At 73.1% G+C, this 25,765-nt stretch carries 21 protein-coding genes; 16 read left to right on the forward strand and 5 right to left on the reverse strand.

What is annotated here, in order from left to right; translation table 11 throughout:
- Nucleotides 1-22 precede the first annotated feature (22 nt).
- From rhaI to rhmD, 8 genes are read left to right on the forward strand one after another with little or no spacing between them, the layout of a single operon-like run.
- Nucleotides 23-1,198, forward strand: coding sequence for an L-rhamnose isomerase (gene rhaI, locus BLU82_RS06695; RefSeq protein WP_092617478.1), 1,176 nt, complete (start codon nucleotides 23-25; stop codon nucleotides 1,196-1,198).
- The gene (locus BLU82_RS06700) at nucleotides 1,192-1,953 is read left to right on the forward strand and encodes a class II aldolase/adducin family protein (protein ID WP_092617481.1); all 762 of its coding nucleotides are present in this window, start codon (nucleotides 1,192-1,194) and stop codon (nucleotides 1,951-1,953) included. The genes rhaI and BLU82_RS06700 overlap by 7 nt, the downstream gene beginning before the upstream one ends.
- A gap of 38 nt (nucleotides 1,954-1,991) precedes the next feature.
- Nucleotides 1,992-6,233 (forward strand): DUF5722 domain-containing protein, encoded by a 4,242-nt coding sequence (locus BLU82_RS06705; protein WP_157740670.1) that lies wholly within the window; start codon nucleotides 1,992-1,994, stop codon nucleotides 6,231-6,233.
- On the forward strand, nucleotides 6,230-7,672 hold the full coding sequence (locus tag BLU82_RS06710) for an ABC transporter substrate-binding protein (protein WP_092617488.1): 1,443 nt from the start codon (nucleotides 6,230-6,232) through the stop codon (nucleotides 7,670-7,672). Before BLU82_RS06705 ends, BLU82_RS06710 begins: the two co-directional genes overlap by 4 nt.
- 1 nt (nucleotide 7,673) lies before the next feature.
- Nucleotides 7,674-8,597, forward strand: a complete 924-nt coding sequence (locus BLU82_RS06715; RefSeq protein WP_092617491.1) for a carbohydrate ABC transporter permease — start codon at nucleotides 7,674-7,676, stop codon at nucleotides 8,595-8,597.
- Entirely contained in the window at nucleotides 8,597-9,478 is an 882-nt protein-coding gene (locus tag BLU82_RS06720; protein ID WP_092617494.1) for a carbohydrate ABC transporter permease, read from the forward strand. The genes BLU82_RS06715 and BLU82_RS06720 overlap by 1 nt, the downstream gene beginning before the upstream one ends.
- Nucleotides 9,479-9,491: 13 nt before the next feature.
- Nucleotides 9,492-11,528, forward strand: coding sequence for a bifunctional aldolase/short-chain dehydrogenase (locus BLU82_RS06725; protein WP_092617497.1), 2,037 nt, complete (start codon nucleotides 9,492-9,494; stop codon nucleotides 11,526-11,528).
- Nucleotides 11,525-12,718 (forward strand): L-rhamnonate dehydratase, encoded by a 1,194-nt coding sequence (gene rhmD / locus BLU82_RS06730; RefSeq protein WP_092617499.1) that lies wholly within the window; start codon nucleotides 11,525-11,527, stop codon nucleotides 12,716-12,718. The genes BLU82_RS06725 and rhmD overlap by 4 nt, the downstream gene beginning before the upstream one ends.
- On the opposite strand, the gene BLU82_RS06735 is transcribed toward rhmD, so the two are convergent.
- The 4 genes from BLU82_RS06735 to BLU82_RS06750 all read right to left on the reverse strand — a co-directional run bounded on the left by BLU82_RS06735 (nucleotide 12,666) and on the right by BLU82_RS06750 (nucleotide 16,385).
- Complete coding sequence (locus BLU82_RS06735; RefSeq protein ID WP_092617503.1) at nucleotides 12,666-13,178, reverse strand: VanZ family protein; 513 nt, start codon at nucleotides 13,176-13,178, stop codon at nucleotides 12,666-12,668. The genes rhmD and BLU82_RS06735 overlap by 53 nt on opposite strands.
- Nucleotides 13,175-13,948 (reverse strand): hypothetical protein, encoded by a 774-nt coding sequence (locus tag BLU82_RS06740; protein ID WP_092617507.1) that lies wholly within the window; start codon nucleotides 13,946-13,948, stop codon nucleotides 13,175-13,177. Before BLU82_RS06740 ends, BLU82_RS06735 begins: the two co-directional genes overlap by 4 nt.
- 59 nt (nucleotides 13,949-14,007) lie before the next feature.
- Entirely contained in the window at nucleotides 14,008-15,102 is a 1,095-nt protein-coding gene (locus BLU82_RS06745; RefSeq protein WP_092617510.1) for a cation diffusion facilitator family transporter, read from the reverse strand.
- A 104-nt stretch (nucleotides 15,103-15,206) separates the two neighbouring features.
- Nucleotides 15,207-16,385, reverse strand: coding sequence for a helix-turn-helix domain-containing protein (locus BLU82_RS06750; protein ID WP_092617513.1), 1,179 nt, complete (start codon nucleotides 16,383-16,385; stop codon nucleotides 15,207-15,209).
- Between the two features lie 141 nt (nucleotides 16,386-16,526).
- Here BLU82_RS06750 and solA point away from each other — a divergent pair, with 141 nt between their 5' ends.
- From solA to BLU82_RS06790, 8 genes are read left to right on the forward strand one after another with little or no spacing between them, the layout of a single operon-like run.
- The gene (gene solA / locus BLU82_RS06755) at nucleotides 16,527-17,717 is read left to right on the forward strand and encodes an N-methyl-L-tryptophan oxidase (protein ID WP_092617516.1); all 1,191 of its coding nucleotides are present in this window, start codon (nucleotides 16,527-16,529) and stop codon (nucleotides 17,715-17,717) included.
- A 24-nt stretch (nucleotides 17,718-17,741) separates the two neighbouring features.
- Complete coding sequence (locus BLU82_RS06760; RefSeq protein WP_197682775.1) at nucleotides 17,742-18,740, forward strand: ABC transporter permease; 999 nt, start codon at nucleotides 17,742-17,744, stop codon at nucleotides 18,738-18,740.
- Nucleotides 18,737-19,618, forward strand: coding sequence for an ABC transporter permease (locus BLU82_RS06765; protein ID WP_092617522.1), 882 nt, complete (start codon nucleotides 18,737-18,739; stop codon nucleotides 19,616-19,618). Before BLU82_RS06760 ends, BLU82_RS06765 begins: the two co-directional genes overlap by 4 nt.
- Nucleotides 19,615-20,553 (forward strand): ABC transporter ATP-binding protein, encoded by a 939-nt coding sequence (locus BLU82_RS06770; protein WP_092617525.1) that lies wholly within the window; start codon nucleotides 19,615-19,617, stop codon nucleotides 20,551-20,553. Before BLU82_RS06765 ends, BLU82_RS06770 begins: the two co-directional genes overlap by 4 nt.
- Nucleotides 20,550-21,287 (forward strand): dipeptide/oligopeptide/nickel ABC transporter ATP-binding protein, encoded by a 738-nt coding sequence (locus tag BLU82_RS06775; RefSeq protein ID WP_157740672.1) that lies wholly within the window; start codon nucleotides 20,550-20,552, stop codon nucleotides 21,285-21,287. Before BLU82_RS06770 ends, BLU82_RS06775 begins: the two co-directional genes overlap by 4 nt.
- A complete protein-coding gene (locus tag BLU82_RS06780; RefSeq protein WP_092617531.1) occupies nucleotides 21,280-22,839 on the forward strand; it encodes an ABC transporter substrate-binding protein in 1,560 nt (519 codons plus the stop codon). The genes BLU82_RS06775 and BLU82_RS06780 overlap by 8 nt, the downstream gene beginning before the upstream one ends.
- Nucleotides 22,836-23,816, forward strand: coding sequence for an aminopeptidase (locus BLU82_RS06785; protein WP_092617534.1), 981 nt, complete (start codon nucleotides 22,836-22,838; stop codon nucleotides 23,814-23,816). The genes BLU82_RS06780 and BLU82_RS06785 overlap by 4 nt, the downstream gene beginning before the upstream one ends.
- Nucleotides 23,813-25,045, forward strand: coding sequence for a pyridoxal-phosphate dependent enzyme (locus tag BLU82_RS06790; protein ID WP_092617537.1), 1,233 nt, complete (start codon nucleotides 23,813-23,815; stop codon nucleotides 25,043-25,045). The genes BLU82_RS06785 and BLU82_RS06790 overlap by 4 nt, the downstream gene beginning before the upstream one ends.
- Here the strand turns inward: BLU82_RS06790 and BLU82_RS06795 are convergent.
- Nucleotides 25,017-25,724: a GntR family transcriptional regulator gene (locus BLU82_RS06795; protein ID WP_092617540.1), complete on the reverse strand. Its 708-nt coding sequence runs from the start codon at nucleotides 25,722-25,724 to the stop codon at nucleotides 25,017-25,019. The two genes, BLU82_RS06790 and BLU82_RS06795, sit on opposite strands and share 29 nt — an antisense overlap.
- Between the last annotated feature and the right edge of the window lie 41 nt (nucleotides 25,725-25,765).

A 25,765-nucleotide genomic window follows, 5' to 3' on the forward strand; every position in this document is an offset into this window, starting at 1 on the left:
ACACACGACACGAGGAGACACGATGACCGACGCCGAGCACATCGTCGATCGGCTGAGCCGCCAGCACATCGAGACCCAGTCCTGGGGCTACGTGAGCACCGGGACGCGGTTCAAGGTCTATGACACGCCGGGCACCGCGCGCGACGTGCGCGAGAAGATCGACGATGCCGCTCTCGTCCACCGTCTCACCGGCGTCGCGCCGACCGTCGCCCTGCACATCCCCTGGGACCGGGTCGACGACTACGCCGAGCTGGCCCGCTACGCCCAGGACCAGGGAGTGCGGATCGGCTCGATCAGCCCGAACCTGTTCCAGGACGACGCCTACCGGCTCGGCTCGCTGACCAACGAGGACGCGACGGTGCGCAAGCAGGCCGTCGCCCACGTCCGCGAGTGCGCCGCCATCCTCCGCGAGGTGGGCTCGGACCGGCTGTCGATGTGGGTGGCCGACGGCACCAACTACCCGGGGCAGGGCAACTTCCGGCGGCGCCGCCGGCACCTGGAGGACGGCCTGCGCGAGGCGTACGAGGCGCTGCCCGAGCAGGCCGAGATGATCCTCGAGTACAAGTTCTTCGAGCCGGCGTTCTACCACACCGACATCGCCGACTGGGGTCAGTCGCTCACCCTGTGCGAGACCCTCGGCGAGCGCGCGCGGGTGCTGGTCGACATCGGGCACCACGCGCTGGGCGTCAACATCGAGCACATCGTGGCCACGCTGCTGGACCGCGGCCGACTCGGCGGGTTCGACCTCAACAGCAAGAAGTACGGCGACGACGACCTGTTCGTCGGCGCGATCAACCCGCAGGAGACCTTCCTCATCGCGCTGGAGCTGGTCAGCGCCGAGGACGACGCGGACGAGGCGGTCGCCGCGGGGGCCCGGTCCATCCTCTACAAGATCGACCAGTGCGCGATGATCGAGGACAAGATCCCGGCGATGATCCGCAGCGTCACGGCCATGCAGACGGCGTTCGCGAAGGCGCTGCTGGTCGACCGCGACGAGCTGGACCGGCGCCGGGCCGAGGGCGACGTCGTCGGCGCGAACGAGGTCGTCAACGACGCCTTCGAGACCGACGTCCGGCCGCTGCTGGCGCGGGTGCGCGAGCGCCTCGGCGTGCCGGCCGACCCGCTCGGCGCCTACCGCGCGTCCGGCGAGCAGGAGCGGCGCAACGCCGAGCGCGTCGGGACACCGGCCGGATGGTGAGCGACGCCGATCCGGTCGCGGAGCTGGCCGGCCTCTGCCGGGCGCTGGGCGACCCCGCCGCGGGCCTCGTGGTGGCGGGCGAGGGCAACGCCTCGGGCCCCGGGCCGGACGGCACCATCCACGTCACCGCGAGCGGGAGCCGGCTGGCCGAGGCCGACGAGCGGTCGCTGGTGCGGATCCGGCCGGACGCGCTGGTCGCGGCGCTGGACCGCGACGGGAGCGACGAGGAGTGGCTGACGGCGCTGCTGGCCAGCCGCGTCGACGACACCGCGGCGCGGCCGACGGTCGAGGCCGGGCTGCACGCCGTCGTCGCCGCCGCGATGGGGCCGGTCTACGTGGCGCACACCCATCCGGTGCACGTGCTCGCGCTGCTGTGCGGCGAGCGCGGCGCCGACCTCGCGACCCAGCGGCTGTACCCCGACCACGTCGTCATGCTCGGCGAGGCGGCGTGCTGGCTCCCGTACGTCGATCCCGGGCAGGAGCTGGCCCGGGCGGCCGGCGTGGAGCTGCATCGGTTCCGGGCGAGCACCGGTCGCTGGCCGCGGCTGCTGTTCGCCGGCCACCACGGGGTCTTCGCCTTCGGCGCCACGCCGAGGCAGGCCCTCGACACGACGATCATGACCGAGAAGATCGCGCGGATCACCATCGCGGCCGCGTCGATCGGTGGCGTCACACCGCTGGCGCCGTCCGAGGTGGAGCGGATCGGGTCTCGCGAGGACGAGGCCTACCGCCGCCGTCTGCTGAGCACGTCCTGACGCCGGCTCGTGCCGGCCCCGACGAAGGAGCAGCAAGCATGGGCAGAGCGATGACAGCCGGCCGCGCGCTGGCGGCGGCCCTGGCCGCGGTGACGCTGGCGGTGGCCGGCGTTCCGGCGACGGCGAGCGGCGCCGCCCCGGCCGCCGCGCCGCGCGCCTGCGCGGAACCGGCCGACGGCATCACCGAGGTGAGCGTCGGCGCCGACACCATCACCGTCACCGGGTCGGTGCCGGAACGGTGCCCGCAGTCGGTCGAGATCCACGCGGTGGCCCCGGCCGCCGACGCCACCGCCGCGGACGCGCCGGCCGCGGCCAGCGCGCTGGAGGTCGTCCGGCCGGCCCGCGACGGCAGCTTCAGCGCCACCGTCGAGCGCACGGCCGGCGGCGTGGACCTGCTGTACAGCGGCTTCACCGCCGTCGGCGTCCGCGGCGACGTCCGCACCGCGCTCGGCGGCGTCCACTACGCCGACGACTGGGCCTTCGACGCGCCGAACTCCGCGCCGCGCCCGGAGCCGACCACGCAGAAGGGCGTGGCGGTGACGATGACCAGCGACGCCGAGGTGGTCGGAGCGGGGCACGCGGCCGTCACCGTCGGCGTCAACTACCTGATGAAGGCCGGGCCGGGCGCGCCGGGCGAGACCGTCGAGTTCGAGTACGGCGGCGAGACCTACTACTTCGACAAGTCCTACATCGACTGGCTGGACCACACCATCAAGCCGCTGTCCGACAACGAGATGCTCGTCTACCTCGTGCTGGTGCTGGTCTACGACCAGGAGCCGAACTCGTCGTTCCCGATCCTGGTGCACCCGGACGCGCCCACCGGCGCGCCCGCCGCGTTCATGACGTACGCGTTCAACACCGTCACGCCGGAGGGGATCGCGCACTACACCGCGGCGATGGAGTTCCTGGCCGCCCGGTACACCCGCGACGATGAGGCCTACGGCCGGGCGATGGACTACATCGTCGGCAACGAGATCGACTCCGCCGGCATCTGGCAGCAGATGGGCGAGAAGACGCTGCCGGAGTTCCTGGAGCACTACGAGCCGGCGCTGCGGATCGGGTACAACGCGGCCCGCAAGTACCACGCCGACGCGCGCGTCTACACCTCGCTGGACCACTTCTGGACGACCAACGCGAACCCGTCCGACCCGCTGCGGTTCTACGACGGGCGCGACGTGCTCGACGGCCTGGCGGCGCTGACGAAGGACCGCGGCGACTTCCCGTGGGACCTCGCCTACCACCCCTACCCGGCGAACATGCTGGACCCGCGGGTCTGGGACGACCCCGTCACCGACGACGCGGACACGCCGAAGATCACCTTCAAGAACATCGCCACGCTGCCCGCGTACCTCGACCGCCCGGAGCTGCACTACGACGGCGAGCCGCGGCGGGTCATCCTGTCCGAGCAGGGCTGCCAGAGCCCGACCAACGGCGCCGCCGACCAGGAGCTGCAGGCGGCCTGCTTCGCCTACGCGTACTACAAGATCCTCGCCGCCGACGGCATCGACGCGTTCATCTGGGACCCGCAGGTGGACAACCGGCAGGCCGGCGGCCTGCGGATCGGCCTCTGGACGTGGGACGAGAACCGCACTGACTTCCCGGCGTCGCCCGGTGAGAAGAAGCAGATCTACGACGTCTTCGCGCACATCGACACGCCGGAGTCGCTGCAGCGGACCGAGTTCGCCAAGGACGTCATCGGCATCGACGACTGGACCGACGTCATCCCGGGCTTCGACCCGTCGATGATCGACCAGCGCCGCACCACCCAGCAGGTCGGTGCGAGCGGCCACGCCGGCCTCTCCGGTGCCGTCGCGGTGTCCGGCTTCGAGGACGGCGCCGGCGGCTGGCAGGCGTCGGACCACGTCGGCCGGGTCGAGGCGGTCGCCGACGACGCCGCGGCCGAGGGCGGTCACGTGCTGCGCGCCTTCTTCGACGACCCCGACGTCGTCCAGTCCAACGGGACGAACTCCAAGACCTGGCGCGGGGTCGACGTCCCGCTCGCCGCGCCGCTGGACGCGTCCGCGACGCCGCACCTGGCCCTGCAGGTCCGCATCCCGGAGCCGGAGCCGGGCGCGTTCTCGCCGGTCAACCGGTTCTCGGTACAGGTCCGCGCGTACGGCGCCGACGGCACGGTGGCGTCCGGCGTCGTCGCGGCCGAGGCGGACGGGACGTGGCAGCGGGTCCAGCTGGATCTGTCGTCGTGGCCCGGCCGCGACGAGATCACCCGGATCAAGGTCTGGGCCAAGGGCAGCAGCGGTGACGACTGGGCCGGCACGTTCGACGTCGACGACGTCGTGCTCGCGGCCGACGCCGATGACGCCGGCGTGCGGCCCAACCTGGACCTGCGGGCCCGCGCCGCCGACCGCGGCGGTCCCGGCTCGGAGGTCACCGTCGACGTCGTCAACAACGGCACGGCGGCGCTGGCCGGCGACCTCGTCGTCGGCAGCTGCGACGGCATCACGACGGCCGAGCCGAGCCTGCCGGTCGACGGGCTGGCCGCTGCCGGCGGCGCGACGACCGTCACCGCCACGCTGGAGACGATCGCGCCGGCCGACCCGGACCATCCGCTGTTGTGCCTCACGCTCGGCGAGCACCGCTACGCCGTGACGATCGAGGTGCCGCCCCCGCCGCCGACGCTGCTCTACGACTTCGAGGACGGCACCCAGGGGTGGACCGCCGGCCAGAACATCGTGTCCGTGGCGACGGCGTCGTCGTTCCCGAACGGCCCGCAGCGCCCGCACGGCGGCACGTACGCCCTCGACGCGGTCATGGCCGACGGCGACGTCTCGCAGCCCAAGACGCTGTCCGTGCGGCCGGAGACGCCGCTCGACCTCGGCGCGGCCGACGAGGTCTACGCGTGGGTCGACGCCTACGGCGGCGTGCCCGGCGCGACCGGCTACGAGGCGACGCTGACGCTGCACAGCGGCGACGAGTCGATCTCGCAGGCGCTGCCCACGTTCGTGCCGGACTCCTGGAACCGCATCGCCGTCGACGTGTCCGCCTGGCCGTACCGCGACGCCGTCACCGGCATCGACGTCTCGTACCGGGTGCTGGGCACCGACTTCGACTGGGTCGGCGGCCCGCGCCTGCAGGTGGACGACGTCGGGATCACCGAGAACGCGGCCTCGCGGCCGGCCTGGCGGGCCGCCTGGGGCGCGTCGATCGGCGGCCACTTCGGCGGCGACAGCCGCCCGGACGCCACGTACCGGCAGACGATGGAGCTGTCCACCGGTGGCAACGCCGTGCGGGTCCGCTTCGTCAACCCGTTCTCCGACCAGGACCTCGTGTTCGACGCCGCCACGGTGGGCGTGCGCTCCGGCACCGGCGCGGACGTCGCCGGCGCGCCGCGGCCGCTGAGCGTCCTCGGGTCGAGCGAGATCCGGGTGCGGCCGGGCGAGACGGTCTACACCGACCCCGTGGCGCTACCGGTCGCCGCCGGCGACGACCTCGTCGTCAGCACCCACGCCACTCAGTCGCTGCCGCTGCTGTCGCACGACTGGGCGCTGAAGACCCAGTACGCGACGGCGGAGGGGGCCGGCGACCACACCGGCGACGCCGGCGGCGCGGCCTTCGCGCCGGTGAGCACCAGCACCTACTGGCTGGACGCGGTCGACGTGCTGGGCACGCAGGCGCGGGGAACGGTCGTGGCGCTCGGCGACTCCATCACCGACGGCGCCGGCGCCGACCTCGACGCGGACAACCGCTGGCCGGACGTGCTGGCCGACCGGCTGAACGCGCTGGCGCCGGACGACCCCCGGCGGCGCACGGTGGTCAACGCGGGGATCGGCGGCAACACGCTGAACTCCGTCGAGAACCCCCAGGTCGGCGTCAACGGCCTGGCCCGGCTGGACCGCGACGTGCTCACCCAGACCGGCGTGACCGACGTCGTGGTGTTCCATGGCACCAACGACATCTACGTCGGCGAGTCCGCGGCGGACGTCATCGCGTCGCTGCAGACCGCGGCCCAGCGCATCCACGACGCGGGCGCGCGGGCCGTCGTCGCCACGCTCATCCCGCGCGGCAACGGCGTGGGCTGGACCCCCGACCGGGAGGAGCGACGGCTCGCCGTGAACGAGTGGATCCGTTCGAACACCGTGTTCGACGCGGTGATCGACTTCGACGTCGTCGTCGACGACCCCGCCGCCCCCGGCCACATCCGGGCGGACTACGACGCCGACGGCACCCATCCCAACGCGGCCGGGTACGCGGCGATGGCCGCGGCCATCGACCTCGACCTCTTCGCCGCGCCGAGCGCGCAGCAGACAGGAGCCCTTCGATGACATCCCTGATGAGCGGGAGAACAGCGGTCCGAGCCGGCGTGCTCGTCGTCGCCGCGGCGCTGACGGCGAGCGCGTGCGGCGGCGACGACGGCGGCGGCGAGAGCGGCGGCCAGGTGACCATCGCGATCGCCGGGCCCAACCAGTGGACCACCGACCCGGACACCTTCGGCCCGGCCTGGGAGGACCTCGTCGCCCGGTTCGAGGAGGAGGAGCCCGGCATCAACGTCGAGACGAACGTGCTGCCGGCCGACTTCGGCGACACTCTCTCCACCCAGCTGGCCGCGGGCACGGCGCCGGAGCTGATCTTCCGCAGCGTCTCGCACACGGCCGACCAGGTCGTCGCGCTGGACGACTACCTGCAGCAGCCCAACCCGTACGTGGAGGGCAACGAGCGCTGGATCGACCTGTTCAACCAGGACTACTTCGGCCCCGACGCGGTCAGCGCGCGCAACGCGGCCGGCAACTACGAGTTCATCCCGTTCAACCTGGTGATCCTCGGGCTCTTCTACAACGCCGACGCGCTGGCCGACGCCGGGCTGGACGGTCCGCCGGAGACGTTCGGCGAGCTCATCTCCGCCTGCGGCGACCTCCGCGCCGCCGGGTACGACCCGTTCGCGATCACGTCCGGCTTCCTCAACCAGGGCTGGACCGTGCAGAACATCAGCTCGATGCTGATGGCGCACTACGCCGACGACTGGAACAAGTACGGCCCCGACAACGAGCCCGGCACGTCGGCCACCGTCTCGATCAAGAGCATGGCCCGCGCGATCCTCACCGGCGAGCTCGACCCGACGACGATCCCGGAGGTCGGCGAGACGCTGCGGCTGACCAAGGAGTTCTACGACGAGTGCGCCACCGAGAACTGGTCCGGCATCACCACCGGCGGCGGCTTCGAGGACCTGCTGTCCGGCAAGGCCGCGATGGCGTACGCGTCGAACTTCTACGCCCCGCTGCTCGACGACGTCGACTTCGAGTGGGGCGCCATGCCGTTCCCGGACCTGACGGAGCAGGACTCGCCGCTGAGCACCGGCGAGCCCGCGCGGCACGGCGCCAACACCGAGGGCACCAGCTACATGATCCCGTCGACCACGACCGGCGAGGAGCTGGAGGCGGCCGTCAAGTTCCTCCAGTTCATCACCAGCCCCGAGGGCGGCCAGCCGTGGCTGGACGGGTCCGGCGGCATCCCGTCGCTGGAGGGCGCCACCCCCGCTCCCGGGCTGGAGCCGCTGATGACCGGCGTCTGGGCCGAGCCGCTGCCGGTGCAGTCGCTGTCGTCGCTGGTGCCCAAGGCCAAGTTCTGGACGCCGATCTACGACGGCTACCTGCTGGAGTCCACCTCGCTGGAGGACACCCTGGCCGGGCTGCGCGAGGACTGGATCCAGTGGGCGAACGAGCAGGTCGAGGACGGCGGCTGGACCGACGACTGGACGCAGGGCTGACGTGAGGACCGTCCACGCGGCCCGGACGGAGCAGCGGCGCGGCGGCGTGCCCTGGTTCGCCTACGTGGCGCTGGTGCCGCTGCTCGTCGTCCTGGCGCTGTTCCAGTACTACCCGGCGGTCAGCGGCATCGCGCGCTCGTTCTGGGACTGGAACCCCGGCCAGGTGTCGACGTTCGTGGGGCTGGACAACTACGCGACGATGCTCGGCGACGAGATCTGGTGGCGCTCGTTCCGCAACCTCGGCTACATCTTCGTGTTCGGCGTGGTGGCGTGGGTGATCCCGCTGATCGCGGCGGAACTGCTGATCACGCTGCGCGGCGAGCGGGAGCAGTTCGTGTTCCGCACGCTGCTCATCGTGCCGATGGCGTTCCCCGGCGTGGTGACGGCCCTGGTGTGGTCGTTCATGTACCACCCGAACAACGGCGTGATCAACCGGGCGCTGACCGCGGTCGGGTTGGGCGGGTGGGCGCAGAACTGGGTGGGCGACCCGTCGTTCGCGCTGTGGTCGCTGCTGTTCGTGGGCTTCCCGTTCATCGCCGGGCTGCCGTTCCTGATCTTCTACTCGACGCTGCGCAACGTCCCTCGCGAGATCTTCGAGGCCGCGGCGCTGGACGGGGTGGGGCGGGTCCGCCGGTTCTGGGCGGTCGACCTGCCGCTGATGGCCCGTCAGGTGCGGCTGCTGTTCTTCCTGGCGGTCATCGGGACGCTGCAGTACGGCTTCATGGCCTACATCGTCACCGCGGGCGGGCCGGACGACGCCACGATGGTGCCGGTCCTGCGGATGATCAACGTCGCCTTCCAGGGCCAGGACTGGGGCTACGCGGCCACGCTGTCGACGACGTTGTTCCTGGTGACGCTGGTACTGAGCGCGGTGGTCATGTTCGTGCGCCGCTCGGAGCCGTCCACGAACGTGAAGGGCCTGTGATGAGCACAGTCGTCGAGACCAGGACCGAGACCGTCACGGCGCCGCCGGCGGGGCGGCGGCCCCGCCGGCGCGGCCGCCAGTGGGGGATCAAGACGGCGCTGAGCGTGCTGGTGGCGGTGAGCCTGTTCCCGTACCTGTTCATGCTGAGCACGTCGCTCAAGGACAACCTGCAGTTCGCCGAGAGCTACTGGGCGCCGGTGCTGCCGCTGCACTGGGAGAACTACGCCACCGCCTGGCGGCAGATCCAGCCGTACATGGTGGCGTCCATCGTGGTGGCCGCGGCGTCGATCGTCGCGATCGTGCTGCTGTCGCTGCTGGCCGGGTTCGTGCTGGCGCGGTACCGGTTCCCCGGCCGCGGCTTCTTCTTCGCCGCGATCGCGGTGCTGATGATGGTGCCGAGCATCTCCAGCCTGATCCCGCTGTTCGTGATGATGCGCGACTTCGACCTGCTCAACACCTACCCGGTGCTGATCATCCCGCACGTGGCCGGCGGGGTGGTGCTCGGGACGATCCTGATGAAGACCTTCATCGAGGGCATTCCGCAGGAGCTGTTCGACGCCGCGCGGGTCGACGGCGCAGGTGCGCCCCGGCTGTTCCTCTCGATCGCGCTGCCGCTGTCGATGCCCGTCATCGGCACCGTCGGGCTGATCACCATCAACGGGGTGTGGAACGACTTCTTCTGGCCGCTGCTCACCATCACCGAGAACGAGCTGCGGACGGTGTCGGTCGGGCTGATGTTCTTCCAGGGCCAGGCCGGCACCGACTACGGCCCGATGTTCGCCGGCTACCTGCTCGCCAGCCTCCCGCTGCTCCTGCTGTTCACGTTCTTGTCCAAGTACTTCCTCGCCGGGGTCCAGGGTGGACTGCCCGGCTCGCACTGACCGAGAGGCATCGATGAGCAACGCTGTCGTGACGGAGTTGATCGAGCGCAGCAACCGGCTGGGTTCGGATCCGCGGAACACGAATTTTGCGGGTGGGAACACGTCGGCGAAGGGTGTCGGGGTGGATCCGGTGACCGGTGGTGCGGTGGAGTTGTTGTGGGTGAAGGGCTCCGGTGGTGATCTGGGCACGCTGACGGAGTCCGGGCTGGCCGTCCTGCGGCTGGACCGCATGCGCGCGCTCGTCGACGTCTACCCCGGGGTGGAGCGGGAGGACGAGCTGGTCGGCGCGTTCGATTTCTGCTTGCACGGCAAGGGCGGCGCGGCCCCGTCGATCGATACCGCGATGCATGGGCTGGTGGACGCGGCGCACGTGGATCATCTGCACCCCGATTCCGGGATCGCGTTGGCCACCGCGGCCGACGGGGAGGCGTTGACGAAGCAGTGTTTCGGCGATCGGGTGGTGTGGGTGCCGTGGCGGCGGCCCGGGTTCCAGCTCGGGCTGGATATCGCCGCGATCAAGGCCGCGCACCCGGACGCGGTGGGGTGTGTGCTGGGTGGGCACGGGATCACCGCGTGGGGCGCCACCAGCGAGGAGTGTGAGGCGAATTCGTTGTGGATGATCCGGACGGCGGAGTCGTTCCTGGTCGAGCGCGGCCGGGCCGACCCGTTCGGGCCGCTGGTCGACGGGTTCGCGGCGTTGCCCGAGGGTGAGCGGCGGGCCCGGGCGGCGGCGCTGGCGCCGGTGATCCGGGGGCTGGCGTCGACGGACAAGGCGCAGGTGGGGCACTTCACCGACACCGACGTGGTGCTGGACTTCCTGGCCCGGGACAAGCACCCCGCGCTGGCGGCGTTGGGCACGTCGTGTCCGGACCATTTCCTGCGCACCAAGGTCCGCCCGCTGGTGCTCGACCTCCCGCCCACCGCACCCCTGGACGAGGTGGTGGAACGGTTGCGGGTGCTGCATGCGGCCTACCGCGACGAGTACGCCGCCTACTATCAGCGCCACGCCACCGCGGACAGTCCGGCGATGCGGGGTGCGGACCCGGCGATCGTGCTGATCCCCGGGGTGGGGATGTTCTCGTTCGGCAAGGACAAGCAGACCGCCCGGGTGGCCGGCGAGTTCTACGTCAACGCGATCAACGTGATGCGCGGCGCCGAAGCGGTCTCCACGTACCAGCCGATCGCGGAGTCGGAGAAGTTCCGGATCGAGTACTGGGCGCTGGAAGAGGCCAAACTCCAGCGCATGCCCAAGCCCAAGCCGCTGGCCACGCGGGTGGCGCTGGTCACCGGCGCGGGGTCCGGGATCGGGAAGGCCATCGCGCAGCGCCTGGCCGCCGAGGGCGCCTGCGTCGTCGTCGCCGACCTCAACGCCGACGCGGCCGCCGAGGTCGCCGCGGGGATCGGGACCAGCGACACCGCGGTGGCGGTGACGGTGGACGTCACCAGCGAGGAACAGATCGCCGCCGCGTTCCGGCAGGCGGTGCTGGCGTTCGGCGGGGTCGACCTGGTCGTCAACAACGCCGGCCTGTCCATCTCCAAACCCCTGCTGGACACCACCGCGGCGGAGTGGGACCTGCAGCACGACGTGATGGCCCGCGGCTCGTTCCTCGTCTCCCGCGAAGCCGCCCGCGTCATGACCGGGCAGGGCCTGGGCGGCGACATCGTCTACATCGCCAGTAAGAACGGCGTGTTCGCCGGGCCCAACAACATCGCCTACGGCGCCACCAAAGCCGACCAGGCCCACCAGGTCCGCCTGCTCGCCGCCGAACTCGGCGAGCACGGCATCCGCGTCAACGGCATCAACCCCGACGGCGTCGTCCAAGGCTCCGGCATCTTCGCCGCCGGCTGGGGCGCCCAACGCGCCGCCGTCTACGGCGTCGCCGAGGACCAACTCGGCGCCTTCTACGCCCAACGCACCCTGCTCAAGCGCGAGGTCCTCCCCGAACACGTCGCCAACGCCGTCTACGCCCTCACCGCCGGCGACCTCTCCCACACCACCGGCCTGCACATCCCCGTCGACGCCGGCGTCGCCGCCGCCTTCCTCCGATGAGCGGCGAGCGCATCGTCGCCGTCCGGACCTACCTGGACGAGGAGCGGCCGCAGCCGCGGGAGGAGGCGTCCGGCGAGCGGCCGGTGCACTGGCTGCAGGGCAAGGTCGCCAACCCGATGACGAAGTACGCGGAGTTCCGGGACAACCGGTCGGCGGCGATCGGGCCGCTGGCGAACGAGCGAGTCCTCGTCGAGGTCGAGAGCGCCGACGGCAACGTCGGCTACGCCACGACGTCAGGCGGCCTGCCGACGGCGGCGATCGTCGAGCAGCACCTCGAGTACCTGGTGGTGGGGGAGCGGGCGTCCGCGCACAGCCGCATCTGGGACCGGATGTTCAACAGCACGCTGCTCTACGGCCGCAAGGGCCTCGTGCTGCACGCGATCTCCGCCGTGGACATCGCGATCTGGGACCTGCACGGCCGGATCACCGGGCTGCCGGTGCACGCGCTGCTCGGCGGCACGATCCGCGACGCGGTCCGCGTCTACGCGACCGGCCCGGAACCGTCCACCGCCCGCGATCTCGGCTTCGCCGGCGCCAAGCTGCCGTTGACGTACGCGCCGTGCGAGGGCGAGGCCGGGTTCCGGGCCAACGTCGAGATCGCCGCCCGGGCACGTGCGGCGCTGCCCGACGACTTCCCGATCATGTACGACTGCTGGATGTCGCTGGACGTCGACTACGCCGTCCGGCTCGCGCACGCGGTGGCCGAGCTCGGCGTCGCGTGGATCGAGGAGCCGCTGCCGCCCGACGACTACGCCGGGCTGCGCCGCCTGCGCGACCGGATGCCGCCGTCCATGCGGCTCGCGACCGGCGAGCACGAGTACACCGCCAAGGGCTTCCGCCTACTCTGCGAGGCCGGCGTCGACGTCGTCCAGCCGGACCCGGCCTGGTGCGGCGGCCTGACCGAGCTGCTGCGGATCTCGGCGGTCGCCCAGACCTTCGGCGTCACCGTCATCCCGCACGTCGGCGGCATGCCGGCCTACCACTTCGTCGCGACCCGCCCCGACGGCGACCTCGCCGAGTTCCCGGTGCTGTCGCACGACGGCGGCACCGTCACCGGCCAGCACGCACCGCTGTTCTCCGGCGAGGTGCTGCCCGTGGACGGCTGGATCGCGCCGAACGACGAGCCCGGGTTCGGCCTCACCCTCGACGACGCCGTGCCGCTGCGGCGAGCCCTGCCCGTACGCGGATGATCGACCACGCGAGGAGCGCACCGGCCACCGCGCCGATCGTGTTCATCTCCCAGTCGGTCGTGTCGCAGGCCCGGCCGATGGCGGGGACCAGCGCCTGAACCGTCTCGATCAGCACCGACCCGGCCGACGCCGCCGCGGCGACCAGCACCGGTCGCCGCGTCAGCAGGGTGGCGAAGTACGCGACGGGCAGCAGCAGGGCGATGTTCGCCAGCGTCTCGACGCCGCCCAGCGAGGGCCAGGCGAACTGGACGGCGCAGGTCCGCTCGGGCTGCGCACCAGCCGGCGTCAGCGTCAGCGCCAGGGCCGCGAGCACCGCGGCCGCGGCCAGCCAGCGGGTGACCTGCTCGCCGCGGTCACCGGCCCGGAGCAGAACGGTGCCCAGCAGCACGCAGCCGGCCAGCAGGAGCGCGAAGACGATCGGCACCGCCCACGAGTGCTCCACCAGGAACGTCGAGATCACGCTGCGGAGTATGCCCGACGCACGAGCCGATGAAGGTCACCTCGCGAGCGGCAGACACGTCCGTAGAGCCGGATCAGGCGAGCGTCGTCCAGGGGACGCGCCGGCGCAGGTCGGTCATCAGGTCCGCGAGCGCCATCGCGCCCTCCGGCGTGAGCGGCCCCGGCAGCACCGCCATCAGCTCGGCCGGCTCGAACACGACGATCGCGGCGGCGGCGCGGGGGTCGGCGGCCAGCCAGGTGGTCAGTGGCGGGCGCAGCACGAGCCGGGCGAAAGTCGGGGGCGCTGGTGCTGACGTGGAAGACGGCGTCGAAGCGCGGGTCGCCCACCTCGACGTCGCGCCGCAGCGCCGTCGCCCAGGACAGCCGCTGCGATGCCAGGCGCAGCTCCGGGCCGGGCACCGGGCGCGGCACCAGCAGCACGGTGTACTCCGGCGTGCGCGTCGACACCTCGAACGTCTCGGCGTGCTGCCGCGGCGGCGGGCGGCGCACCTGGAACGCCTGGAACGGCACGTCGCGCAGGGTGCCGTCGAGGTGGAAGTCCACGTACACCAGCGGGTCGCCGACGATGTCGTAGATGCTCGGCGCCCGGGCCGGCAGGTTCGGCTCGGTGCGGCCGAACCGCATGCCGTTGACGGCGGCGAAGTCGGCCATGACGGTGGCCGTGGCCGCCAGCCGGCGCCGCTTCCGCCGCCGGATCGGGACCAGGACCGCCAGCGCGACCAGGAACGCGACCAGCACCAGCAGCAGCGCGACCGCCCCGCCGGTGCTCATCGGCCCGCCGCCGGGGTCACCGCGACGGCGGCGGGCTGGTGGGCGAGCACCGGGTCAGCCTAGGCGCCGCGCGCCTCCTGGTAGGCGCGGCGCGCCTCGGGGGAGCTGTGATGGTGGGTCAGCTCGTGCGCCTCGGGTGGGGTGACGCCGTCGTAGGCGGGGTGGATGTGCACGCTGACGTCGTTGAGGTGAGCGATGGTGTGCAGCAGCTCGTGGTGCGCCTCCTCGGCCAGCTGGTGCCCGTCGGCGACGGTGAGGGTGGCGTCGACGCCGAGGGTGACCTGGGCCTCGAGGCGGTGGCCGCTCCAGCGGGCGCGGATCGCGTCGACGTACTGGACGCCGGGCACGGCGGAGGCCACTCCGTGGATCTGGTCGACGAGGCCGGGCTCGACGCCGTCCATGAGGCGGCGGATGACCGACTTGCAGGACTCGACCAGGATCCACAGGATCGCGACCGCGATGATCAGCCCGATGATCGCGTCGGCCTGGCGGAAGCCGAGCCAGACGCCGATGACGCCGAGCACGACGGCGATGGAGGTGAAGCCGTCGGCGCGGGCGTGGTTGCCCTCGGCGATGAGGGCGGCGGAGCCGATCTTGCGGCCGATGCGGATGCGGTAGATCGCCACCAGCTCGTTGCCCAGTGCGCCGACGATGCCTGCGGCGAACACCCAGCCGAGGTTCGTCAGCTCGCGCGGGTTCACCAGCGCGTCGACGGACTCCCAGATGATCAGGGCGGCGGACAGCGCGATGACGGCGGCGATGAGCAGGCCGACCAGGTCCTCGGCGCGGCGGTAGCCGAACGGGTATTTCTTGGTGGGCGCACGCCGGCCCAGCCGGAACGCGATCACCAGCGGGATGGTCGTGACGAGGTGGCCGAGGTTGTGCAGGGTGTCGGCGAGCAGCGCGATCGACCCGCTGATGGCGACGATGACGATCTGCAGCACGGCGGTGGCGCCCATGCCGCCGAGACCGATCCAGGCGGCGCGGATGCCCTCCCTGCTGGCCTCCTCGGCGGTCTGGATGGCCTCGGTGTGGTCGTGTGCGTGCGGCTTGAACAGGTGGGTGACGCGGTCGCGCAGGCGGACCCCGTCGTGTCCGTGGCCATGCCCATGACCGTGCCCATGTCCGTGGCCGTGTCCGTGCTCGTCGTTCATCGCTTCGACGCTCCCCAGGAGTCGGCTCTGTGATACATCACAGGAGACGTTACTTGAAACATCACACCGGCGGAAGGTCCTGGACGGAAGTGCCGCGGACGGAGTCAGGAGGAAGGAGCGAGGCGGGTGGCGAGGACGAGCGCCGCGTGCGCGCCCAGCCGCCCGGTGCCGGTCGACCAGGAGCTGCCGACGAGGTCGCGGATCTTGTCCATCCGGTAGTAGAGCGTGGTCCGGTGGATGTGCAGCGCGGCGACGGTGGCCGCGGCGTCGCCGCCGGAGTCGAGGTAGGTGAGCAGCGTGGTGGCGAGCAGCCGATGCTCCGGGCGCAGCAGCGGCGCCAGCGGCGGGTGCAGCTCGAGCGCGGTCTCGGGCGTCCACGGCAGCCCGAAGAGCAGCTGCCAGGCGCCCAGCTCGGACCAGCAGGCGAACCCGTCGAACTCGCCGACCCGCTGGGCGACGTCGGCGGCGTAGGCGGCGCGGGCGAACGACGCGGCCGGCGACTCGCCCGGCAGCTGGTCGGCGAGGCCGACGGCGAGGGCGGGCTCGGCCGCGCGGGCGGTGCTCCAGAACCGCTCGCGCCAGGCGGCCGACGGCGGGCGCGGGCCGGCCCGGCTGACCACGGCGAGGTACCCGCCGACCGGCGCGACCAGCGCCGGCCCGATCAGCTGGCGCAGCGCGACGGACCGGGTGACGGCGTGCCGGGCGGCCTCGGCGGTGTCGTCGTCGCCGTCGCGGAACCGGATGGCCGCGATGCGCAGTGACGCGCCGGCGCCGAGGCGGTCCGGCCCGGTGACGGCGGCGAGGGCGGCGTCGCGGCGGTCGCGGTCGTCGCCGAACAGGCCGGCCAGCAGCGGGGTGTCCTGCGCCTGCAGGTCGTCGAGCTCGGCGGCGTTGTGGCGCAGCAGCTCGGTGATCGCCCGGGCGCCCTTGGTGGCCATGGTCAGCTCGGACGGCGTGACCGGCGGGTCGGCGTCGATCAGCCAGAGGAAGCCGTAGAGGTCCGAGCCGTCGCGCAGCGGCACCGCGATGCGCGGCAGCGTGCGCAGCTCGGCGCTGTCGGGGATGTGGACGGGGTCGACGGCGTGGTCGATGCCGAACGTGCGCACGTGCGCGACGATCGCGGCGTCGGCCCGGCGGGCGAGGACGCTGTCGATGCGGGGCGGGTCGATGGCGCCGTAGTGGGCGCTGGCCGCCAGCAGCTGGATGGCGACGTCGTCGACCGCCACCGAGCGCTGCAGCTCGGTGGCGAGGTCGTCGACGAGCTGCTGCAGCTCATCGAGCATGCGTGCCTCGCGGACTCGACATCTGTCGAGTCTAAGGCCGGGAGATTGCGACGTTCGGGTGCGGACCGGACGGATTCCGGCGTCCTAGGTTGTCCGGCACGACAGTCCGGCAGCGACGCCGGCGACCGACGGGAGACGCCGATGGCGGACCGGTACCGGGTGATCGTGGTGGGATGCGGCGCGATCGGCGCCGCCACCGCCTACTGGCTGAGCCGGCGTCTCGGTGCCGAGGTCCTGGTGCTGGAGCAGTTCGACCTCGGCCACTCGCGGGGCGCGTCGGAGGACCACTCGCGGGTCATCCGGCACACGTACACCCGCACCGCCTACACGACGCTCACCCCGGCGGCGTACCAGAGCTGGAGCATCGTCGAGCAGGCGACCGGGCTGCGGCTGGTGCAGCGGACCGGCGGGCTGATCCTGGCGTCGGAGGACGCCCCGTCGATCTCGTTCGTCGACGACACCGTCGCCGCGATGGCCGCGACGAACCTCCCGCACGAGGAGCTGGGCGCCGCCGACGTCATGCGTCGCTGGCCGCAGTGGCGGCTGGAGCCGCACCACCGCGGCGTGCTGGACCCGGAGGCGGGGGTGCTCGACATCCGCCAGGCCACCGCCGCGCACGTCGCGCTCAGCCGCGACAACGGCGTGACGATCGTGCCGAACGCGCCGGTGACGGGCCTGACCGAGACGGCGGGCGGCGTCGAGGTCGCCATCGCCGACGGCCGCCGCTTCGCCGCCGACCGGCTGGTGCTCAGCGGCGGCGCCTGGAACCCGGAGCTGCTGGAGCTGCTGGGCACCCGGCTGCCGATCACGCTCACCGAGGAACAGGTGACGTACTTCGCGACCCCCAAGGTGCGCGAGTTCACCCCGGACCGCTTCCCGGTGTTCGGCTTCATCGACGACGACAGCCGGCTCTACTACGGGCTGCCGGTATACGGCGAGGTGGCGGTGAAGGCCGGGCTGGACGGCGTCGGGCCGGAGGTCACCAGCGAGACGCGGACGTACCGGACCGACCCGGGCCGGGTCGACGAGGTCCGCCGGTTCCTGGGCCGGCACCTGCCGGCCGCCGTCGGGCCGGAGCTGTACTCGCGGGTCTGCTGCTACGACTTCCCGCCGGACCGCGACTTCATCGCCGACTACGTCCCCGGCCACGAGCGCGTGCTGGTCTGCGCGGGCGCCGGTCACGCGGGCAAGTTCGCCGGGCTGCTCGGCCGGGTGCTCACCGAGCTGGCGCTCGACGGCGTCAGCCGGTTCCCGGTCGAGGCCTTCCGGGCCGACCGACCGGCCCTCTACTCTTCGGCCCCAATGCAGGTCAGCCGCTCCAATTCGATGTGAGAGCCGGATGAAGGCGAGGGACCGATGAGCGTTGTGCCAAGACGACGGCGGCGAATGGGCCGGGTGCCGCGCCGGATCCTGCACATGCTGGTGACGCTGTGGGTGGCGAGCCTGCTGGTGTGGTCGCTGCTCGCGCTGGCGCCCGGCGACCCGGCCCGGCGGGTGCTGAACGGGCGCGGCGTCGTGGACCCGACCGACGCGCAGCTCGCGGCCGAACGGCTGGCCCTCGGCCTGGACCGGCCGGCGTGGGAGCGGTACCTGGACTGGCTCGGCGGCGCGGTGCGCGGCGACTTCGGGCAGTCCTGGCGGACCGGGCGGCCGATCAGCGACGAGCTGGCCGTCTACCTCCCCGCGACGATCAACCTCACGCTCGCGGCCCTGCTGATCGCGCTGGCGGTCGCGCTGCCGCTGGGCCTGCTCGGCGCGGCGACGGCGGGCCGCTGGCCGGACGCCGTCATCCGGGTCGTGACGCTGGTGATGGTGTCGACGCCGGCGTTCGTCATCGGCGTCGTGCTGCTCTACGTCGTGGTGCTGCGCTGGGGCGCCGGCAACGTCGTCGCGGACGGCACATGGTCGAACGCGTGGCTGCCGGCGATCACGCTGGCGGCGTGGCCCGCGGCGTCGTGGGCGCGCATCCTGCGGGCCGGCCTGCTGGAATCGATGTCGGCCACCTACCTGCACGTGTCCGAGGCGCGCGGCGCCGGGCGGCTGCGGCTGCTCGTGACGCACGCGCTGCCCAACGCGTCGGTGCCGTTCCTGGCGGTGTTCGGGGTCAGCGTCGGCTGGCTGCTGGCCGGAGCGCCGGTGGTCGAGACGGTGTTCACCTGGCCGGGCATCGGCCGCTACACCGTCGAGTCGATCATCGCCCGCGACGTGCCAGTCGTGCAGGCGTTCACGATGCTGGCCGTGCTGCTGTTCGTGCTGAGCAGCCTCGCCGTCGACCTCCTCTCGACGGCGATCGACCCGCGGCTGCGCGAACGCGGCCGGCCGGGCGGATCGATGGCGGGGGAGGCGGCGCGATGACCGCGGCACCCGTCCTCGTCGCCCGCTCCGCCCGGGCCGGCAGCCAGCCGGTCGGCGTCTGGGCCAGCCTGCTGCGGCACCCGTCCGGGCGGGCCGGGCTCGCCATCGCGGCGCTGCTGGCGCTGGTCGCCCTCGTCGGCCCGTGGCTCACCGCCGACCCGAACCAGACCAGCTACGACACCCAGCTCGCCCCGCCCAGCTCGGAGCACCTGCTCGGCACCGACCAGGCCGGGCGCGACCAGCTGGCCCGGGTCGTGGCCGGCGCGCAGACGACGCTCGGCGCGGCGCTCGCGGTGTTCGTGCTGGTCGGCGTGATCGGGGTGGTGGTCGGGATGGTGGCCGCGCTGGCCGGCGGCTGGGTCGACACCGTCATCTCCCGCATCGTCGACCTGCTGCTGGGCCTGCCGTCGCTGGTGCTGGCGCTGGCGATCGTCGGCACCCTCGGCCCGAGCCTGCGCAACGTCATCATCGCGCTCACCGTCAGCGGGTGGGCCTACCTGGCCCGGCTGGCCCGCAGCCACGCGCTCGGCGCGCACGACCGTCCGGACGTCGTCGCCGCGCGGATGGCCGGCGTCGGCCGGGTCCGGATCGCCGTCGGGCACGTGCTGCCGGGCGTGACCGTGCAGGTCGCGATCGCGGCGACGATGGAGCTCAGCGCGATCATCCTCGGGCTGTCGGCGCTGTCGTTCCTCGGCCTCGGGGTGCAGCCGCCGACCGCCGAATGGGGCCAGATGCTGGCCGAGAGCCGCTTCGCGCTCACCCAGATGCCGACGCTCGCGCTCGGGCCCGGCCTCGCCGTGATGCTCGCCGTCGGCGCGGCCGTGCTGATCAGCGAGGCGTTGCGCGATGTCGTCGACCCGGCTTGGAGGCGCGGATGAACGAGACCGACGGCGTCGTGACGGCGCCCGTGCTGTCCGTCGACGGCCTGGACGTCACCTACGCGAACGGCGCCCGCGCCGTCCGGGAGCTGAGCCTGGACCTCGGCGACGGCGAGTGCCTGGCGCTGGTGGGGGAGTCCGGCTGCGGCAAGACCACCGTCGCCCGGGCGCTGCTCGGCCTGCTGCCGCGGCGCACCCGGGTAGCCGGGTCGGTCCGCATCCGCGGCACCGAGGTGGTCGGCGCCTCGAGCCGGCGGCTGCGGCGGCTGCGCGGCACCGACGTCGCCTACGTCGCCCAGGACCCGTACGCCGCCTGCGACCCGCTGCGCACCGTCGCCCACCACGTCGAAGAGGGCTGGCGGGCGAAGGGGCAGCGGCCACCGGACGGGCAGGTGACGGCGCGGCTGGCCGAGCTGGGCATCGAGGACGCGCAGCACCGGGCCCGGCTGCGCCCGCACCAGTGGTCCGGCGGCATGCTGCAGCGCGCCACCATCGCCGGCGCGACGGTGCACGGCCCCGCCCTGACCGTCGCCGACGAGGCCACCAGCGCGCTCGACGCCGACCTCAGCGACGGCGTGCTGTCCGCGCTGCGGGCCGCGTCGAACGCGCTGCTGCTGGTCAGTCACGACCTCGCGCTGGTCGCCAAGCACGCCGACCGGGTCGCCGTCATGTACCACGGGCGGGTCGTCGAGACCGGCCGCACCGGCGACGTCATCGGTGCGCCGCGGCACCCGTACACGCGGGCGCTGCTGCTGGCCGCCCCGCGGCCGGGCGCCGGCCTGCCGCGCGAGCTGCCCGGCACGCCACCGTCGCTGGCCGACCGGCTGCCCGGTTGCTCGTTCGCGCCGCGCTGCGCCCACTCCGGTGACCAGTGCCGGGAGCTGCTGCCGCTGCTCACCGACGGCGTCGCCTGCCACGCGGTGGAGCGGTCGTGACGGCCCCGGTCGTCGAGGGCAGCGGGCTCTCGGTCACCTACGGCCAGCGCGGCCACGTCCACCACGCCGTCGTCGACCTGACCGTGGCGGTGCGCCCGGGCGAGATCGTCGGCGTCACCGGGGCGTCGGGCTGCGGGAAGTCGACGACGCTGCGGCTGCTGGCCGGGCTCGAGCAGCCGCACGCGGGCACCGTCCGGCTCGGCGGCGCCGACATCTGGGCCGATGGACGCGCGCCGCGGCCGCCGCGGCCCGGATACGTGATGCCGGTCTTCCAGGATCCCGTGGCGAGCCTCGACCGGCGCTGGCCGATCTGGCGCTCCGTCACCGAGCCGCTCACCGTCGGGCGGCCGCGGATGTCCAAGCAGGAACGCATGGCCGCCGCGCGGGAGCACCTCGCCCGGCTGAGTCTCGACCACCTCGACGTGCGCTGCCTGCCGACGCAGTTGTCGGGCGGGCAGTGCCAGCGGGTGGCCATCGCCCGTGCCCTCGTGGCCGGTCCGGCGCTCGTCGTCGCCGACGAGCCGACCGCCAGCCTCGACGTCACCACCGCGGCCGGCGTCACCCGGGTGCTCCGGGAGGCCGCCGACCAGGGCACGGCGCTCGTGATCGTGAGTCACGACCAGGACCGCCTGAGCGTCCTGGCCGACCGGATCCTGCGGATGAACCGCGGCCGCGTCGTCGCAGAAGAGGTGCTGCGGCCGCTCGTCCACGCGCGAAGGGGCACCGATGAGTAGACGAGTTGGACGGCGGGCGCTGGCGGCAGTCGCGGCCCTCGCCGTGACGGTCCTGTCCGGATGCGCCGTCGAAGGCCAGGCCACCGATCCCGCAGGCGAGACCGACCGGCCGCTGCGGATCGCCACGACCTGGGCGATCGGGTCGCTGGACCCGATCACCGAGGCGTACTGGGCGCCCGAGTTCGGCTACGGCGAGCTGCTGATGCGCCCGACCGCCGACGGCGTCGTCGAGCCGTGGCTGCTGGAGTCGGCGGAGCCGGTCACGCCCACCGAGTGGGAGCTGGTGCTGCGCGACGGCGTGACGTTCCAGAACGGCAGCCCGTGTGACGCGGACGCCGTCGCCGCCGCGATCAACCACCAACTGGCGAACAACCCGGTGCTGCCGCCGATCGTGCCCGGCGCGACGGCCGCGGCCACCGGGCCGGACACCGTCGTGCTGACCACCTCGACGCCGGTGTCGTTCCTGCCCGCGCTGCTGGCGCAGGAGGACATGTTCCCGATCTACGACGTCGCCGCGTACGAGTCGGCGGCGGGCGACCCGCAGGCGCTGGTCGGGCTGGGCATGCACACCGGCCCGTACCGGGTGACCGAACTGACGTCGTCCGGCATGGTGCTGGAGCGCTACGACGACTACTGGCAGGGCGAGCCCGCGCTGCCGGGCGTCGAGGTGTCGTTCATCTCCGACGCGCAGGCGCGGGTGCTGGCCGTGCAGTCCGGCGAGGTCGACGTCGCGCTCTACCCGCCCACGGAGTCGGCCGGCACGCTGGAGAACTCGTCCGCCGCCCACTTCGTCACCGGCGACGGCACGCTCGGCCCGCGGCTGATCCTCAACGTGCAGCGCAGCCCGATGGACGAGCCGGCCGTGCGGCAGGCGCTGAGCGCGGCCATCGACTACGAGACGATGGCGAACACCGTCATGAACGGCTTCCATGACGTCGCCGAGGGCATGTACCCGATGCAGCTGCCGTACGCCGTGTCGAACCAGGCGTACGACCCGGACCGGGCCGGCCGGTTGCTGGACGAGGCCGGCTGGGTGCGCGGCGCGGACGGCATGCGGGCCCGCGACGGCGTGCCGCTGCAGCTGACGCTCTACACCTACCGCGCCGACCCGGACCTGCCGGCGATCGCCGTCGCGCTGCGCTCGCAACTGGAGGAGTCGGGCATCGGCATCCAGATCGAGGAGCTGGACGACATCTCCTCGATCTACGACGGCGACACCGGCTGGCACATCGCGCTGTTCCGGACCGGCTACTACGGCACCAGCGGCGCCGTCGTCGGGGTGATCCACGACTACCTCACCTCCGACGGCTCGCGGAACGCTGGCGGCATCGCCGACCCCGAGCTGGACACGCTCGCCGACCAGCTGGCGCTGGCGTTCGAAGAGGAGGAGCAGTACGACCTGCTCCGGCAGATCCAGGACATCGTCATGGCCCGGCAGGCGTACGCGATCGTCGTCTCGGTGAAGCGCGCGTCCGCGGTGGTCTCCGACACCTGGCGGGACTACGAGCCGTCGGCCGTCTACCTGCACCTGGACTGGAGGACGCAGCCATGACCGTCACCGACGCCGGACTGGACCGCGCGATCGGCACCGTCCTGGACCACTGCTTCGCCGTCCGGCCGGGCGAGCACGTGCTGGTGGTCGGCGACGCCGCGACCCGCGACCTCGCCGAGGCGATCTGGCAGGGCAGCCGGGCGCGCGACGCCGAGGCCGTGCTGCTGCTGATCGAGGAGCGCCTCGACGGCGAGCCGGCCCGGCCGGTCGCGGGCGCGATGGCCGCGGCGGACGTCTTCATCGTCGCGACCCGGCAGTCGCTGTCGCACATGAACGCCCGCAAGGAGGCGACGGCGCGGGGCGCGCGCGGCGCGACGCTGCCCGGCGTGACCTCGGCGATGCTGACCCGGGCGATGGCGGTGGACCTGCCGGCGCTGCGGGCCCGCGGCAGCGCCGCCGCGCGGCTGTTCACCCAGGCCGGCACGGCCCACCTGACCTGCCCGAACGGGACGGACATGTGGTTCCGGATCGGCGGGCGGGAGGGCATCGCCGACGACGGCGACCTGACCGCGCCGCAGGCGTTCGGCAACCTGCCGTGCGGCGAGGCGGCGATCTCGCCGGAGACCGGGCACGGCCGCATCGCCGCCAGCAGCGTGACGCCGGCCGGCATCCTGCCCGAGCCGATGCTGCTCACCGTCGAGGACGGGCAGCTCACCGACGCGACCGGCCCACACGGCGGCGCGTTCCTGGAGCTGCTGCGCTCGCACGGACGGGCCGGCACCAACCTGGCCGAGCTGGGCGTCGGCACCAACGACGGCGCCGCCTTCACCGGCAACGTCCTGGAGGACGAGAAGGTGCTGGGCACCGCGCACGTGGCGTTCGGCGCGAGCGACGCGTTCGGCGGCACGGTCTACGTGCCGATCCACCGCGACGTGGTCATCGTCGACCCGACCCTGGACGTCGACGGCCACCGCGTCCTCGACGCCGGCCAGTGGCTGCTCGACACCGCCCCGACGAGCGCTGGAGGCGCCCGATGACCGACGACCTCGTCTGCCCGCGGTGCGCCGCGCCCGGCTCCGGCACCAGCGGCTGCCAGCACTGCGCCGCTGACGGCCGTCACGTGAACCTCCTCTCGCCGCTGGCCGACCTCGCCGGGCGTGACCTGCGCACGTTCCGCGGTGGGCCGTGGGGCTGGCCGGACACCCTGCCGCTGTCCGGCGTCGCCACCCCGGTCACGCTGGGGGAGGGGAACACGCCGTGCTTCCCGCTGGCCCCGTCCGGGCGGATCTGGCTGAAGAACGAGGGCGCGAACCCGACGTGGTCGCACAAGGACCGCGCCATGAGCGCCGCGACCGCCAAGGCGGCCGAGGCCGGCGCCGCCACGGTGGTGGCGCCGTCCAGCGGCAACGCCGGGCTGGCGGCCGCCGCCTACGCGGCCCGGGCCGGGCTGCGCGCCGTCGTCCCGACCTACGGGCCGCTGCCGCCGGCCTTCCAGGCGCTGCTCGAGCACTTCGGCGCCGTCCTCATCGCCGCCGACGGTTTCGAGGGGCGCTCCGCGATGACCAGGATCGGCATCGACGAGCTGGGCTGGTACCCGGTGACGTTCACCGACCCGCGGGTCGGCGGCAACCCGTACGGCAACGCCGGCTACAAGAGCCTCGCCTACGAGCTGGCCCGCGACCTCGGCGACGACCTCGCCGCCGTCGTCGTGCCGACCAGCCGCGCCGACCTCATGTCCGGCATCGCCCGCGGCTTCGAGGAGCTCGCCGCGGCCGGGCTGATCGCGCGGCGGCCGGCCATGGTCGCGGCCGAGGCGAGCACCGGCGCCGCGTTCAGCGCCGCGCTCGCTCTGGACGACCCGGCCGAGCAGGACCTCGTCACCGTCGAGCGGCAGGAGTCCGCGGCGTTCTCGATCGGCAGCGACAGCGCGCACTGGCAGGGGCTCTGGGCGCTGCGCACCTCCGGCGGCTGGGCCGTCGCCGTCGACGAGCCCGTCTACCTGGCCGAACAGGTCCGCCTCGGCCGCGAGACCGGCCTCGCCGTCGAGGCCGCGGCCGCCGTCGCGGTCGCCGCGGCGCGCGAGGTGGCGCGGCGGGCCGACGGCGTCGTCGTCGCCGTCTCGACCTCGATCGCGGTGAAGGACCCGGCCGTCATGGCCGCCGCCCGTCCCGCGCCCGTCCGACTGCCCGCCGACGCCCGCGCGCTCGCCGCCCACGTCGAGCGTGCGCGGCCCGCCGTCACAGCCCCAGGTTCGCCGACCCGGTGACGGTGGCCGGCGAGAAGCCGGTGATCAGCGCCTCGATGACGCGGCGGCGGCTCTGCTCGATCTGCTCGGCGCTGAGCTGGCGGGCGCGCTCGGCGTCGCCGGCGACGATGGCGTCGTACAGCTCGAGGTGCTCGTGCATCTGCTCGCTGCTGGTGTCCTCCCTCGTCAGGCTGAGGAAGAACAGCCGCTGCATCTCCTCCAGCAGGGTGCGGATCGACCTGGCCAGCCGGTGGTTGCCCGCGGCCTCGGCCAGCCGGACGTGGAACTCGCGGTTGTCGACGATGAACCGCTCGTAGCTCTCCGGGTCGGTGTGGTCGTACTCGGCGTGGGCGAGGTAGTGCATGGCCGTGATGGCCTGCCGCGGCGCCCGAGTGGCGGCCAGCTCGCAGGCCGCGGGCTCGAGCAGCAGCCGCAGCTCGAACACCTCGTTGACGTCGGTGATCTTCAGGTCCGTCACCCGGTAGCCCTTGCGCGGGCGGACCTCGACGAAGCCGTCCTGCACCAGCCGGCCGAGCGCGCCGCGCACCGGCGTGCGGCCGACCCCCAGCTGCGCGGCCAGCAGCGCCTCGCGCAGTTCGCTCCCGGGAGCCAGCGCGCAGGTGAGGATCGCGCGCTTCAGACGCTCGTACGCCAGGTCTGTGGCGGTGGCTCCGGCCGCCCCCTCGGGTGTGTGTGTCAACCGCGTTACCTCTCCTCGCGGCTCTTGCCACGGTGATGCAT

It is taken from the genome of Jiangella sp. DSM 45060 (assembly GCF_900105175.1).
In the GTDB taxonomy this organism is placed as follows: Bacteria; Actinomycetota; Actinomycetes; order Jiangellales; family Jiangellaceae; genus Jiangella.